This window comes from Streptomyces sp. NBC_00212 (assembly GCF_045206365.1).
In the GTDB taxonomy this organism is placed as follows: domain Bacteria; phylum Actinomycetota; class Actinomycetes; order Streptomycetales; family Streptomycetaceae; genus Streptomyces.
The window spans coordinates 4294262-4308856 of record NZ_CP108115.1; the positions used below are offsets into that span (position 1 = coordinate 4294262).

At 70.9% G+C, this 14595-nt stretch carries 12 protein-coding genes; 5 read left to right on the top strand and 7 right to left on the bottom strand.

Annotated elements, in window-relative coordinates; translation table 11 throughout:
- Position 1: 1 nt before the first annotated feature.
- Positions 2–559, bottom strand: coding sequence for a hypothetical protein (locus OHA17_RS19705; RefSeq protein ID WP_398874201.1), 558 nt, complete (start codon positions 557–559; stop codon positions 2–4).
- Between the two features lie 114 nt (positions 560–673).
- Here OHA17_RS19705 and OHA17_RS19710 point away from each other — a divergent pair, with 114 nt between their 5' ends.
- From OHA17_RS19710 to OHA17_RS19720, 3 genes are all read left to right on the top strand, one after another.
- On the top strand, positions 674–1189 hold the full coding sequence (locus OHA17_RS19710; RefSeq protein ID WP_398874203.1) for a PadR family transcriptional regulator: 516 nt from the start codon (positions 674–676) through the stop codon (positions 1187–1189).
- An 80-nt stretch (positions 1190–1269) separates the two neighbouring features.
- The gene (locus OHA17_RS19715; RefSeq protein WP_406507684.1) at positions 1270–1860 is read left to right on the top strand and encodes an RNA 2'-phosphotransferase; all 591 of its coding nucleotides are present in this window, start codon (positions 1270–1272) and stop codon (positions 1858–1860) included.
- A gap of 25 nt (positions 1861–1885) precedes the next feature.
- Positions 1886–2347, top strand: a complete 462-nt coding sequence (locus tag OHA17_RS19720) for a hypothetical protein (RefSeq protein WP_406507685.1) — start codon at positions 1886–1888, stop codon at positions 2345–2347.
- On the opposite strand, the gene OHA17_RS19725 is transcribed toward OHA17_RS19720, so the two are convergent.
- Positions 2344–3243: an LLM class flavin-dependent oxidoreductase gene (locus tag OHA17_RS19725; protein ID WP_406507686.1), complete on the bottom strand. Its 900-nt coding sequence runs from the start codon at positions 3241–3243 to the stop codon at positions 2344–2346. The two genes, OHA17_RS19720 and OHA17_RS19725, sit on opposite strands and share 4 nt — an antisense overlap.
- Positions 3244–3412: 169 nt before the next feature.
- Here OHA17_RS19725 and OHA17_RS19730 point away from each other — a divergent pair, with 169 nt between their 5' ends.
- Positions 3413–4300 (top strand): Cof-type HAD-IIB family hydrolase, encoded by an 888-nt coding sequence (locus tag OHA17_RS19730; RefSeq protein WP_406510767.1) that lies wholly within the window; start codon positions 3413–3415, stop codon positions 4298–4300.
- A 169-nt stretch (positions 4301–4469) separates the two neighbouring features.
- Here the strand turns inward: OHA17_RS19730 and OHA17_RS19735 are convergent, their stop codons facing one another.
- The 4 genes from OHA17_RS19735 to OHA17_RS19750 all read right to left on the bottom strand — a co-directional run bounded on the left by OHA17_RS19735 (position 4470) and on the right by OHA17_RS19750 (position 12387).
- Positions 4470–6227 carry a GAF domain-containing sensor histidine kinase gene (locus OHA17_RS19735; RefSeq protein WP_406507687.1) on the bottom strand — a complete coding sequence of 586 codons (1758 nt, stop codon included), beginning with the start codon at positions 6225–6227 and terminating at the stop codon, positions 4470–4472.
- 19 nt (positions 6228–6246) lie between these two features.
- A complete protein-coding gene (gene cydD / locus OHA17_RS19740; RefSeq protein WP_406507688.1) occupies positions 6247–9774 on the bottom strand; it encodes a thiol reductant ABC exporter subunit CydD in 3528 nt (1175 codons plus the stop codon).
- An 84-nt stretch (positions 9775–9858) separates the two neighbouring features.
- Positions 9859–10860, bottom strand: a complete 1002-nt coding sequence (gene cydB, locus OHA17_RS19745; protein WP_406507689.1) for a cytochrome d ubiquinol oxidase subunit II — start codon at positions 10858–10860, stop codon at positions 9859–9861.
- A gap of 18 nt (positions 10861–10878) precedes the next feature.
- Positions 10879–12387 carry a cytochrome ubiquinol oxidase subunit I gene (locus OHA17_RS19750; RefSeq protein WP_406507690.1) on the bottom strand — a complete coding sequence of 503 codons (1509 nt, stop codon included), beginning with the start codon at positions 12385–12387 and terminating at the stop codon, positions 10879–10881.
- A 238-nt stretch (positions 12388–12625) separates the two neighbouring features.
- On the opposite strand from OHA17_RS19750, the gene OHA17_RS19755 reads away from it, so the two are divergent.
- Complete coding sequence (locus OHA17_RS19755) at positions 12626–13006, top strand: cyclophilin-like fold protein (RefSeq protein ID WP_398874276.1); 381 nt, start codon at positions 12626–12628, stop codon at positions 13004–13006.
- A gap of 121 nt (positions 13007–13127) precedes the next feature.
- Here OHA17_RS19755 and hisC read toward each other — a convergent pair whose 3' ends face one another.
- On the bottom strand, positions 13128–14207 hold the full coding sequence (hisC, locus tag OHA17_RS19760; protein WP_406507691.1) for a histidinol-phosphate transaminase: 1080 nt from the start codon (positions 14205–14207) through the stop codon (positions 13128–13130).
- Positions 14208–14595: the final 388 nt, after the last annotated feature.

Below are 14595 nucleotides of genomic sequence, written 5' to 3' on the forward strand. Positions count from 1 at the left end.
GTCAGGCGCCCTTCTGGACGGCGGCGCGGCGGGCGCGCTCCGGGTACTGGGCGGTGATGACGGCCGGGAGGGCGAAGCCCGCGACCTGGGCGGCTATCGAGGCGGTGCTGCCCAGCGACTCGGCGTCGATGACGGCGAGGGCGGCGGCGGTCAGGGTGAACGCGAGGGCCCAGACGGAGGTCAACACCACGTTGATCCGGATGAACACCGGGTTGGTCCACACCTCGCGCGGCGCCTGCCGCTTGGCGATCCCGGTGGTGAAGGGCTTGCGGACGGCCAGCGTGGCCCAGGCCGTCAGGGCCAGCCAGCCGGTGGCCAGCGCGCCGCCGTACTCGCGCAGCCCACTGTCGGGAGCGGCGAACGCGATGACGCTGAGCACGGCGAAGAAGGCGATCGTGGACTGCTCCAGGATGAGGGAGTCGGCGGCCACCCCGCGCTTGCGGTCCATCGAGAAGAGGTAGGCGCCTGCGGCGAGGGCGGCGAGCGCGCCCCACTGCCAGTGCGCGCTGCCGACGGCGGCGAAGACGATCCACGGGATGAAACCGCGCAGGTAGTTCATGGGAGTCCCCCTTTGTTCCGAGCCCTTCGGCTCAGCTCCACATTCCAACTTCGACATGTCGAATGTAGAGGTTCCTCCTTTGACCTGTCAAGAGTGGAGGGTAGAGTGGAACGCATGAGCCTCCGCCATGCAGTCCTGGGCCTGCTGACCAACCGTCCGGCCAGCGGTTACGACCTGATGAAGCTGTTCGAGACCTCGCTCGCCCACGTCTGGTCGGCGACGCAGAGCCAGGTCTACGGAGAGCTGGGCAAACTCGCCGACGGCGGTCTGGTCGAGGTGTCCGCCGAGGGGCCGCGCGGGCGCAAAGAGTACGCGATCACCGAGGCCGGACGGTCCGAACTGCACCACTGGCTCACCGAGGTCGAGCCCGTCCGCACCCGCCGCAGCGACTCCCTGCTCCGCGTCTTCTTCCTCGGCGAGCTCACCCGCGTCGAGGCGAAGGCGTACCTCCTTGGCGAGGCCGAGCGTTCGGCCCGGCAGCTCGCGGGCCTCAAGGAGGCGGAGGCGGTCATCGACTGGGGCGAGGACCCGATCTCGGTGCACGGCCGGCTCGCCATGGAGTACGGCAAGCGGCTCAGCGCGATGCACGAGGAGTGGGCCCGGTGGGCGGCGGAGCAGCTGGCTCCCTGACGAAGCCCGCCGCCCACGATGAATCGGGATGCCGGGGAATTGGGATGCCGGGGCCCCGTCCGGCCCGGCACCCTGGCGGCATGACGGAAAACCCGCCGGAGCCACCGCGCGAGAGCGAGCGGCCGCTCCCCGACGACAAACGCACCGTCAAGGTGTCCAAATACCTCTCGAAGCACCTGCGCCATCAGCCCGAGCGGATCGGAATCGTCCTCGACCCGAACGGCTGGGTGGAGATCGACACGCTGCTGCGGGCCGCCGCCGCGCACCGCTTCCCCATCACCCGCGCCGAGCTCGACCACGTCGTCGCCACCAACGACAAGCGGCGCTTCGCCGTCGAGGGCGGCCGGATCCGGGCCAGCCAGGGCCACACCGTGGCCGTGGACCTCGGCCTGCCGCCCGCCGAACCACCCGCGTACCTCTACCACGGCACCGTGGCCCGCAATCTGGACGCGATCCGCGCCGAGGGTCTGCGCCCCATGGACCGGCAGCACGTGCACCTCTCGCCCGACCGGGAGACCGCCACCCGGGTCGGCGCCCGCCGCGGCCGGCCCGTGATCCTGAGCGTCGACGCCGGGGCCATGCACCGGGCCGGCCATGACTTCCACGTCAGCGCCAACGGGGTCTGGCTGACGGACTCCGTACCGCCGGAGTATCTGCGGCTGCGTGGCTGAGCCGGCACTTGGCATGATCGGTCCCATGCCCCATCCTCACCTGCCCACCACCGAGTCCGCGGTCGCCGCGATCCGCGCGATCGCCGATGAGCAGCGGCTGGAGGTCGAGGTCACCGACGACATCGGCGCCGACCGCACCTCCCGCCGCACCTCGTCCGGGGTGTTCGCGGTCGTCGATCCGGACGGTTCGCTGCCGCACGAGGCGTACGTCGAACTCGGCGGCTCGCCTTCCGTGACCGTTCGGGTCTATCCCGAGGACGACGCCCAAGTCACCGTCGACGGCGTGCAGTTCGACGACGTGCCGCGCGATGCCGTGCCCGCCTTCCTGCGCTCCGTCTACGGCGGACTCGCCCATGTCAAGGGCCGGTTCTTCCCGCCGGGATGGTGGCTGGTCGTGCCACTGCCCGGCGACGAGACGTACAAGGAACTGGTCCTCGTCGGGCTCAGCCCTTGGATGAGCGCGCGCGTCCGCAGCAAGAAGGGTTAACGGCCGAGCTGCGCGAGCCCCTCGGTCGCGATCTGCTCGAAGACCTTCGGATCGGCCGCGAACTCGGAGTCCGGAATCGGCGCGTGCAGAACGATCTCGGTGAAGCCGAGCTCGAAGTGCCGACCCGCGAAGTCCACGAACGCGTCCAGGGATTCCAGCGGACGGCCGGGCTGCGGGGTGAAGCCGGTGAGAAGAATCTTGTCCAGCTCGTCCACGTCGCGCCCGATCTGGTCGCAGGCGGCGCCCAGCTTCTTGACCTGCTCGCGAATCGCCTCGACGGACTGCTCGGGCGTGCCGGTCTCGAACAGCTTCGGGTCGCCTGTGGTCACCCACGCCTGCCCGTGCTTCGCCGCCAGCTTCAGCCCGCGCGGGCCGGTCGCGGCCACCGCGAAGGGAATCCTGGGCCGCTGGAGGCAGCCCGGGATGGTGCGCGCCTCGACCGCCGAGTAATAGGTGCCGTCGTACGTCACCGAGTCCTCAGTAAGCAGTCGGTCGAGCAGCGGCACGAACTCGCCGAACCGGTCGGCCCGTTCACGCGGCGTCCACGCCTCCTGGCCCAGCGCGGTGGCGTCGAAGCCGTTGCCGCCCGCGCCGATCCCGAGGGTGATCCGGCCGTTCGACACGTCGTCGAGGGTGATCAGGTCCTTGGCGAGGGTCACCGGGTGCCGGAAGTTCGGCGAGGTGACCAGGGTGCCGAGCCGCAGCCGGGTGGTGGCGGCAGCGGCGGCCGTGAGCGTCGGGACCGCCCCGAACCACGGGCCGTCCCGGAACGTCCGCCAGGACAGATGGTCGTACGTGTACGCGGTGTGGAAGCCCAGTTCCTCGGCGCACAGCCACTCGTCGCGACCGCCGTCGTGCCAGCGGCGTACCGGAAGAATCACAGTGCTCAGACGCATACCCCGACCCTACGTCGGATAAGTGCGCCCCCGCAGACATCCATGTCCGCCAAGGAGCACCGCGCGCCGTCCTGCCCGGAACTGCACCGGTGTCGCGAACCCCCTCATGCCCCCGGCGCACCGGTCCGCGCTCTCAGATGTGCGCCCTCTCGCACGCCCGTGCACCTGTATACGGGACAATGGCCCGGTGACCTCTGCTACGGATCCCGCCCCGGCCACCCGTCCCGTACCGACCGCACCACGGCTCATCGCGACCGACCTGGACGGCACCCTGCTGCGGGACGACAAGACCGTGTCGGACCGTACGATCGCCGCCCTGGCCGCCGCCGAGGAGGCGGGCATCGAGGTCTTCTTCGTCACCGGCCGCCCGGCCCGCTGGATGGACGTCGTCAGCGCCCATGTGCACGGGCATGGCCTGGCCATCTGCGGCAACGGCGCGGCCGTCGTCGATCTGCACGGCGACAGCGACGGCCACCGCTTCGTGAAGGTGCGGCCGCTGGAGCGGGCCGCCGCCCTCGACGTCGTCACCCTGCTGCGGGCGGCCGTGCCCGGCACGTCGTTCGCGGTCGAGCGCACCGGTGGCTTCCACCACGAACTCGCCTATCCGCCCATGCACCTGGACCCGGCGGCGAGCATCGCGCCCGCCGAGAAACTGCTGGCCGAGGACGCCGACACGGCACACCAGCCGGTGCTCAAGGTGCTCGCGTTCCACCCCGAGCTGGCCCCGGACGACTTCCTCGCGCTGGCCCGCACGGCGGTCGGGGTGCGCGCCGAGATCACCCGGTCCAGCCCGACCGCGCTCCTGGAGATCAGCGGCGCGGGCGTCTCGAAGGCCTCCACGCTGGCCCTGTGCTGCGCCGAGCGCGGCATCTCGCCCGCCGAGGTGGTGGCCTTCGGCGACATGCCGAACGACATGGAAATGCTGAGCTGGGCCGGCACGTCGTACGCGATGGGCAACGCCCACCCGGATGTCCTGGCCACCGCCTCCGGCCGCACGGTCGCCAACAACGAGGACGGCGTGGCGGTCGTGATCGAGCAGATCCTCAAGGCGCTCTGAGGGGCCTCGCCGGTGCTGCTGGTGGCCTGCGGCGTGCTTCACGGGATCAACCAGTGGTCGCCGCGGACCTGTGGTCGCTCGCGCCGGTGGTCACGCGGCAGGGAATGTTTCACGTGAAACGCGCTTCCCCGCACCGGCCCTGGTCCGCCCGACCGCGTACCACGGCTGATCAGAGCGGCGCCTCCCACAGGACGGTCGTGCCGCCCCCGGCGTCCCCGAGCCCGGGGCCGTACGAGCTCGATCCGCCCAGCGCCTCCGCACGCCGCTGAAGGTTGCGCAGCCCGCTGCGGCGCCCGCCCGGGGGGATCCCGACGCCGTTGTCCGCGACGGTCAGGCGCACGCCCGCGCTGCCGTCCGGCAGTTGTGCCGTAGCGTCCACGACGACTTCGATCCGGGACGCCTCGGCGTGCCGGAAGGCGTTCGAGAGCGCCTCGCGCAGCGCCGCGATCAGGTTCTTGCCGGTCAGCTCGCCGACCAGGGTGTCGACCGCGCCGAGGAAGCGGTGGGCCGGCTTGAAGCCGAGCGGCACGGCGGCCATGTTGATCTCGCGCAGGACGCGGGTGCGCAGCCCCGAGGGCGCCTCGGCCGGGCCCTGCTGGAGCGCGAAGATCGCGGTGCGGATCTCCTGGATGGTGACGTCGAGTTCGTCGACCGCCTTGCCGATGCCGCCCTGCACTTCGGGCACGACGGACTTGCGCTGGGCGCCCTCCAGCATCATCCCGGTGGCGAAGAGGCGCTGGATGACCAGGTCGTGCAGGTCGCGGGCGATCCGGTCGCGGTCCTCGTACACCGCGAGCCGCTCCCGGTCCCGCTGGGCCTCGGCCATCATCAGGGCGAGCGCGGCCTGCGAGGCGAACTGGCTGGCCAGCGTCCGCTCCGCCTCGGTGAACGGGCGTCCGCCGCGCAGCCGGGGCGTGGCGAGAGCGCCGAGGACCCGGCCGCCGCTCTGCAGCGGCAGCAGCATGCTCGGCCCGTACCGCTCCGACAGCTTGGTGATCATGCGGAAGTCGGTGGCGGCGTCCTCCACGAAGACCGCCTCGCCCTCAAGCAGGGTCGAGACGACCGGGCTCTCCGGCGGGATCACCACGCCGAGCGAGATGCGCGGGTTGTCGGCGGAGACCGCGACGATCTCCAGGCCGCCCTCCTCGGCGGGCAGCAGCACTATTCCGGCGTCGGAGACGGCGAGACGGCGGGCCTGTTCGGCGACGACCTCCAGGGCGTCGTCCGCGTCGCCGCCGGACAGGAGAGCCGTGGTGACGGCGACCGAGCCGTCGATCCACCGCTCGCGCTGGCGCGCCGCCTCGTAGAGCCGCGCGTTGCCGATGGCGATCCCGGCCTCGGTGGCGAGCACCCGCACCATGTGCAGGTCGTAGTCGTTGAACTCGCCCCCGTTGTGCTTCTCCGTCAGATAGAGATTGCCGAAGATCTGGCCCTGGACGCGGATGGGGACGCCGAGGAAGGTGCGCATCGGCGGGTGGTTCGGGGGGAGCCCGGCCGAACGCGGATCGGCCGAGATCTCCGCGAGCCGCAGCGGCTCGGGGTGGTGGATCAGCCAGCCGAGCAGCCCGCGGTGGCCGTCGGGCCGGTGCCCGATCGCCCGGGCCTCCTCGTCGCTGACCCCGTACGTCACGAAGTCGGAGAGCCCCCGGCCCTCTTCGTTGACGACCCCGATCGCCGCGTACCGGGCGTCGGCGAGCTCGGCCGCCGTCTCGCAGATCCGGTCCAGCGTGGAGTGCAGCTCAAGGCCCGTCCCCACCGAGCGCATCGCCTCAAGCAGCTGCGGCACCCGCGCGGTGAGCTCGGTGGACAGGCCCTGCAGGCTGCGGGTGGCCCGGGTCGCCGCTTCGAGCGGGTCCTGGTCCTGGCGGTCGAGATCCGTGACGTCCTGCTGGCCCGTCGGTCTCTTCGGCACTGGCGGCACTGGCATGCCTTGAGACTAGTTAGTCCTATTTGGCGAGGAAAGTCGGGTACTGCGTGGCCTCGGTCTCGCGCTCCCTCTCCAGCATGCGCCGCAGAGGTCCCTCGACCAGCGCCAGCTCTTCGTAGGCGCCGCGCTGCACGGTGCGCCCCTCGTCGAGCACGACCACTTCGTCGACGGCTTCCAGCCCCCGCAGCCGGTGCGTGATCAGCACGGTCGTACGGCCTTCGGTGGCATCGAGCAGGTCCTCGGTGAGCACGTCGGCGGTCGCCAGGTCCAGGTGCTCGGCCGGTTCGTCCAGGACGAGGACGGGGAAGTCGGCGAGCAGGGCCCGGGCCAGCGCGAGCCGCTGGCGCTGGCCGCCGGACAGCCGGGCGCCGTGCTCACCGACGAGGGTGTCGAGGCCGTCGGGCAGAGCGTCGACCCAGTCCAGGAGCCGGGCCCGCGCCAGGGCGGCCCGCAGGTCGTCGTCGGTGGCGTCGGTGCGGGCGAGCCGCAGGTTCTCCCGCACGGAGCTGTCGAAGAGGTGCGCGTCCTGGGCGCACAGCCCGACGAGCCTGCGCACGTCGTCGCCGCCGTGCCGGGTCGCGTCGCTCCCCGCGATCTCGTACGCGCCCTCCTGGGCGTCCAGGAAGCGGAGCAGCACCTGCGCGAGGGTGGTCTTGCCGGATCCGGAGGCGCCGACCACGGCGACCCGCATGCCCTGGGTGAGGCGCAGCCCGAAGTCGTGCAGCGCGTCCCGCTCCTGCCCGGCGTACCGAGCGCTGAGCCCGCGCAGCTCCAGCGGGAACGGCGAGGCGGGCGCGGCGACGGGCACGTCCGGCTCCTGTACGGGGGCGGGTGCGTCGAGCACCTCGTAGACGCGCTCGGCGCTGTGCCGGACCCGCTGGCGGGACTGCACGGCGAGCGGCAGGCCGGTCACGGCCTCGAAGGCGGCGAGCGGCACCAGCACGACCACCGCGAGCTCGACCCCGTCGAGGCGGCCGGCCACGACCGCCTGCACGCCGACCAGCGCGGCGGCGGCCACGGTGAGTCCGCAGGTCAGCGTGGAGAGACCGGCCCCGAGCGCGGTGGCGGCCGCGGCCCGCGAGGCGATGCGGGTCAGTACCGAGTCGGCGTCCTTCACATCACGGGTGCGGCGGCCGAGGGCCCCCGCCACGGTGAGCTCGCCGGTTCCGGTGAGCAGATCGGCCACCCGGGTGGCGAGCATCCCGCGGGCCGGGGCGAGCCGGCGCTCGGCCCGCCGCGCCAGGGCGCCGCTGACGAACGGGACCACGGCCCCGGCGACGAGGAGTCCGGCGGCGAGCACGGCACCGGCCTCGGGCAGCAGCCAGGCGGTGAACCCGGCGCTCAGCACGGACACCACGACCGCGACGCCGGCGGGGAGGGCCCAGCGCAGCCAGTAGTCCTGGAGTTCGTCCACATCGGCGACCAGGCGGGACAGCAGGTCGCCGCGCCGGGTCTCACGCAGCCCGGCGGGCGCGATCCGCTCCAGCTGCCGGTACACCGCGACCCGCAGTTCGGCGAGCATCCGCAGCACGGCGTCGTGCGAAACGAGGCGCTCGGCGTAGCGGAACACGGCGCGGCCGATCCCGAAGGCGCGGGTCGCGGTGACGGCCACCATCAGATAGAGCACCGGCGGCTGCTGCGAGGCCCGCGAGATGAGCCAGCCGGAGGTGGCCATGAGGCCGACGGCCGAGCCGAGCGCCAGCGCGCCGAGGAGCAGCGCGAGCGCGATGCGGCCGCGCAGCCCGTGGGCCGCGGCACGGACCCGGGCGAGCGGGTTCCGGGCGGCGACGGGGCCGCCTGTCGTGACGGCCTCCGCGGTGACGGCCTCAACAGGCGCCGCCGTCCTGCCAGTTGGGGCCGCGACAGACGCTCCCGGCACCTGAAGCGAGGGCTGCGCCTTCGCGGGCCGCAGCTCCACCACCCGGTCCGCGACCGCGAGCAGCGCCGGACGGTGCACGACGAGCAGGACCGTACGGCCGACCGCCAGCCTGCGCACCGCGTCCACGATGCCGGCCTCGGTCTCGCCGTCGAGAGCGGCCGTCGGCTCGTCGAGCAGCAGCACCGGCCGGTCGGCGAGGAAGGCACGGGCCAGCGCGAGGCGTTGGCGCTGGCCGGCCGAGAGGCCCGCGCCGCCCTCGCCCAGGACCGTGGCCACGCCGTCCGGCAGCGCGGCCACGAAGTCGTACGCGCCCGCGTCACGCAGGGCCTTCAGCACGGCCGCGTCGTCCGCGTCCGGCCGGGCGAGGCGGACGTTCTCGGCGATCGTCCCGGCGAAGAGGTGCGGCCGTTGCGGCACCCAGGCGATCCGCTCGCGCCAGTCGGCCAGGGACAGCGTGGCGAGATCGGCGCCACAGACCAGGACCCGGCCGCCTTCCTGCGGGACCACGAAGCCGAGCACCGCGTTGAGGAGCGTGGACTTCCCGACGCCGCTCGGCCCGGTCAGCGCCACCGTCTCGCCCGGCTCCACCACCAGGGAGGCGGCCGCCAAGGACGGTTCCGTGCGCCCGGGGTGGCGCACTGTCACGCCGTCGAGCTCGATGCGGACCGGGCCGGCGGGCACATTGTCCTGGCCGCCCTCGGGCAGCGGGGTCTCCAGGACCTCGAAGATCTCCTCCGCGGCCGAGAGCCCCTCCGCCGCCGCGTGGTACTGGGCGCCGACCTGGCGCAGCGGCAGATAGGCCTCGGGGGCCAGGATCAGGATGACCAGGCCGGTGTAGAGATCGAGGTCGCCGTGGACCAGGCGCATGCCGATGCCGACCGCGACCAGCGCCACCGAGATCGTCGCGAGCAGTTCGAGCGCGAAGGACGAGATGAAGGCGATCCGCAGGGTCTTCAGCGTCGCCCTGCGGTAGTCCGAGGTGATCGTCCTGATCGACTCGGCCTGTGCCTTGGCCCGCCCGAACACCTTCAGCGTCGGCAGTCCGGCGACCACGTCGAGGAAGTGCCCCGAAAGCCGGGACAGCAGCCGCCACTGACGGTCCATCTGCGACTGGGTGGCCCAGCCGATGAGCACCATGAACAGCGGGATGAGCGGCAGGGTGACGACGATGGTCGCCGCCGACACCCAGTCCTCGGTGACGATCCGCGCGAGCACTGCCACCGGCACCACGACGGCGAGGCCGAGTTGCGGCAGGTAACGCGCGAAGTAGTCGTCGAGCGCGTCGACCCCGCGGGTGGCGAGGGCGACCAGCGACCCCGTGCGCTGACCGCCCAGCCACTCGGGGCCGAGCCCGGCCGCCCGGTCCAGGAGCCGGCCCCGCAGCTCCGACTTGACCGCCGCGCTCGCCCTGTTGGCGGCGAGCTCGGTGAGCCAGGAGACCAGACCCCGCCCGACCGCGACCACAGCGAGAAAGAGCAGCGGTGTCCGCAGCCCGGCCGCGTCGTGGCCGTGCTGGAACGCCCCCACGACGACATCGGCGATGAGCATCGCCTGGGCGACGATGAGCCCCGCCCCGACCAGACCGAGAGCCACCACCGCGGCCAGGAAGAAGCGGGTGGCACGGGCGTACCGGAGTAGGCGCGGGTCGATCGGTTTCACGTGAAACATCCCCCAACCGGAAGGATCAGAGCGGGGCCGGAGGGGTGTGTTTCACGTGAAACACACCCCCGTTGAACCATGAGGACCTCGGGGTCAGTGCGCGTCGGCGATGTTCTTCGTGCCGATCCGCTTGCGGAACACCCAGTAGGTCCAGCCCTGGTAGAGCAGCACGATCGGGGTCGCGACCCCCGCGCACCAGGTCATGATCTTCAGCGTGTACGGGCTGGACGAGGCGTTGGAGACCGTGAGGTTCCAGGCGTCGTTCAGCGAGGACGGCATGACGTTCGGGAAGAGCGCCAGGAAGAGCATCGCCACCGCGGCCGCGATCGTGATGCCCGACAGCGCGAACGACCAGCCCTCGCGACCGATCTTGATGGCCGCGATCGCCCCGACCAGCGCGAGTACCGCGACGGCCATCGCGACCAGGCTCTTCGTGTCACCGCGCGAGACCTGGGTCCAGATCAGGAAGCCGAGCGCGAGCACGGCCGTCGCCAGACCCAGCTTGAGCGCCTGCGCCCGGGCCCGCTCGCGGATGTCGCCGAGGGTCTTGAGCGAGGCGAACACCGCGCCGTGGAAGGTGAAGAGGAAGAGCGTGACCAGGCCACCCAGGATCGCGTACGGGTTGAGCAGGTCCCAGAAGGTGCCCACGTACTCCATGTGCGCGTCGATCTTCACGCCGCGCACGATGTTGGCGAAGGCCACGCCCCAGAGGAACGCCGGGATGAGCGAGGTCCAGAAGATGGCCTGCTCCCAGTTGCGCTGCCACTTCTCCTCGGGCCGCTTCGCCCGGTACTCGAAGGCGACACCGCGCACGATGAGGCAGACCAGGATGATCAGCAGCGGCAGGTAGAAGCCGGAGAAGAGCGTCGCGTACCACTCGGGGAAGGCGGCGAACGTCGCGCCGCCGGCCGTGAGCAGCCACACCTCGTTGCCGTCCCAGACGGGCCCGATGGTGTTGATCAGGACGCGCTTCTCGGTGCGGTCCCTGGCCAGCAGCTTCGTCAGGATGCCGATCCCGAAGTCGAATCCCTCCAGGAAGAAGTAGCCGGTCCACAGGACGGCGATGAGCACGAACCAGACGTCGTGGAGTTGCATGCCTCGATCTCCTCAGCCTCAGTACGAGAAGGCCATCGGCCGGTCGGGGTCGCGGTCGTCCCCGCCGATCTTGGTGGGCGGGTTGAGGTCGGCCTCGGTGAGCTCGGGCGGCCCGGCCTTGACGTACTTGACCAGCAGCTTGACCTCGACCACCGCGAGCACGGCGTACAGCAGCGTGAAGACGATCATCGAGGTGAGGACCTCGCCCTGCGAGACGCTGGGGGAGACCGCGTCCTTGGTGCGCAGCACGCCGTACACGACCCAGGGCTGGCGGCCCATCTCGGTGAAGATCCAGCCCCACGAGTTGGCGATCAGCGGGAAGCCGAGCGTCCAGACGGCGGCGAACCAGTACCACTTGGTCAGTCGGCTGCCGAGCGCCCTGCTCTTGAAGAGCACCAGGTTCGGCACCTCGTCCTCACCGGTCCGCATCGCCGGCGCCAGCATGAACTTCTTGCGGGTGAGCCAGAGTCCGACCAGGCCGATGGCGAAGGACGTCATGCCGAAGCCGATCATCCAGCGGAAGCCCCAGAAGGTGACCGGGATGTTGGGCCGGTAGTCGCCGGGGCCGAACTTCTGCTGCTCCGCCTTGTTCACGTCGTTGATGCCGGGGACGTACGAGGAGAAGTTGCTGTCGGCGAGGAAGGACAGTATTCCGGGCACCGAGATCTCGACGTCGTTGTGGCCCTTGGCCACGTCGCCGACGGCGAAGATCGAGAACGGTGCTGAGTTCTGGCCGTCCCACAGGGCTTCGGCGGCGGCCATCTTCATCGGCTGCTGCTTGAACATGACCTTGCCGAGCGAGTCTCCGCTGACGGCCGTGAGCAGCCCTCCTATCACCAGCGTGACCAGGCCGAGCCGCAGCGAGGTGCGCATCACCGGGATGTGCTTCTTGCGGCGCAGATGGATGGCGGCGACGCCGACCATGAACGCGCCACCGGTGAGGAAGGCCGCGGTCAGCGTGTGGAAGACGACGACGAGGGTGGTGTCCTGGGTCAGGACGTGCCAGAAGTCGGTCAGCTCCGCGCGCCCGGTGGCCTTGTTGAGCTTGTAGCCGACCGGGTGCTGCATCCAGGAGTTGGCCGCCAGGATGAAGTAGGCGGACAGCATGGTGCCGATGGAGACCATCCAGATGCAGGCGCAGTGGATCTTCTTCGGCAGCTTGTCCCAGCCGAAGATCCACAGCCCGATGAAGGTCGACTCGAAGAAGAAGGCGATGAGCGCCTCGAAGGCCAGCGGGGCGCCGAAGACGTCGCCGACGAACCGCGAGTAGTCGGACCAGTTCATGCCGAACTGGAATTCCTGGACGATGCCCGTGACCACACCCATCGCGATGTTGATCAGGAAGAGCTTGCCCCAGAACTTCGTCGCCTTGAGGTACTTGTCCTTGCCCGTTCGCACCCAGGCGGTCTCCAGGCCCGCGACAAGCGCCGCGAGCGAGATCGTCAGGGGGACGAAAAGGAAGTGGTAGACGGTGGTGATACCGAACTGCCATCGCGCCAGGGTTTCCGGCGCCAGAGCCAGGTCCACGTCGGCACTCTCCTTACATCGCCGTGGTCATAGCCGCAGCTTGCCCCTTTAATCCCACCGATCTCGGGACGAAGCGGGACACGCTTGTGAACGCGTTCACATTCACAAGCATTATGTCGCACTGACTGTCGACGTCCTTCAGGGGGGTCCCCTTAAAGCGGGCGGTAGCCGGCGGCAGGGTTCCGGGGCATGGACACCCTCTTCCCAAGGGTTTCAACATATTGTTGAATCCGGCGCCATGGAGAACCAGCTGCGCATTCGCATCTCATGGCCCGCGGGCAGCCTCACCGCGACGCTCGAAGAAACCCCCACGAGCAAGGCGCTCGCGGGGGCACTCCCGATCACCTCCACCGCCCACACCTGGGGCGAGGAGGTCTACTTCGACACCCCCGTCTCCCCCGCCCGGGAGCCGGACGCCCGCCAGGTGGTGGAGCCGGGGACGGTGGCGTTCTGGACCGACGGCGACGCGCTCGCGCTCCCGTACGGCCCCACGCCGATCTCGCGCGGCGACGAATGCCGGCTGGCGAGTCCCTGCAATGTCCTCGGCCGGATCGACGGCGACCCCCGGCAGCTCGCCACGGTCCGCTCCGGCGACCCGATCCGGGTCGACGCCATCTGAGACGTCCGCCCGAGACGTCCGCCGCGCCGAGGCGTTCCTCACGGCCGCTCTTCGAGGCCGCTCTTCAAGGCGTTCTTCGAAGCGCCTGCCCAGGCGCCGCCCGAGACGCCTTCCAGCCGCCTCAGCCCTGCTTGCGGAAGCCCTCCGCGACCTTGAGGAACAGGTCGTTGGCCTCGCTCTCACCGATCGTGACGCGCACGCCCTCGCCCGCGAACGGCCGGACCACGACGCCCGCCGCCTCGCACGCCGCGGCGAAGTCGACCGTGCGCTCCCCGAGGCGCAGCCAGACGAAGTTCGCCTGCGTCTCGGGCACGGTCCAGCCCTGCTGCACCAGGCCCTCGTACACGCGCTCCCGCTCGCAGACCAACGAGCCGACGCGGCCCATCAGTTCGTCCTCGGCACGCAGCGAGGCGACCGCCGCGTCCTGGGCCAGCTGGCTGACGCCGAAGGGCACGGCCGTCTTGCGCAGCGCCGCGGCGACCGGCTCGTGGGCCACCGCGAAGCCGACCCGCAGCCCGGCGAGCCCGTACGCCTTGGAGAAGGTGCGCAGCACCGCCACGTTCGGCCGGTCGCGGTAGATCTCGATGCCGTCCGGCACCTCGGCGTCGCGGATGAACTCCCGGTACGCCTCGTCGAGCACCACCAGGACGTCGGAGGGCACCCGGTCCAGGAACCGCTCCAGCTCGGCCCGGCGCACCACGGTGCCGGTCGGGTTGTTCGGGTTGCAGACGAAGATCAGCCGGGTCCGGTCGGTGATCGCCTCGGCCATCGCGTCGAGGTCGTGCACGTCGCCGGAGGTCAGCGGCACCCGGACGGACGTCGCTCCACTGATCTGGGTGATGATCGGGTACGCCTCGAAGGAGCGCCACGCGTACATGACCTCGTCACCGGGGCCCGAGGTGGACTGGATCAGCGACTGGGCCACGCCCACCGAGCCGGTGCCGGTGGCCAGGTGCGTGACGGGAACCCCGAAACGCTCGGCCAGCTCGTTCATCAATCCGGTGCACGCCATGTCCGGGTAGCGGTTGAAGTTCCCCGCGGCCGCGACCGCGCTCTCCATCACGCCGGGCAGCGGCGGGTACGGGTTCTCGTTCGAGGAGAGCTTGTAGGCGACCGGGCCGTCGGCCGCCGCGGGCTTGCCGGGCTTGTAGGTGGGGATGCCGTCCAGCTCGGCGCGCAGCTTGGGGCTCGTCTCGCTCACCGCAGGTCCTCCTCGACCGTTCCGTGCAGGTGCCGTGTCCGCCGCGGCGGACAGCTCCGTACACATCCAATACTCCTCACCTTATGAGGATTCGGCTCGCCTGCGAATAGCGGACGGGGACCGGTTCCCGGCGGGCGTACGGGAAGGGGGGAGCGCTCCTGTTCTGTCCGCGCGCCGGTGGCTCGCGCCGTGGCGCGCATCACCCGTGAAGGTGAGTTGAGACCTCTTCGAAACATCGGACAGTTGTCAGCCGCCCACGGGTCGACAAGTGCCACTGCAACGCCAGATCGCCCAACTTCCTTGCATAGCAAGGCCATTGATGGCTAACGATCATGCAGAAACGTGCCTGTCAACGCGTGCATATGCACCCGGGCCAACCGCCCGTCAT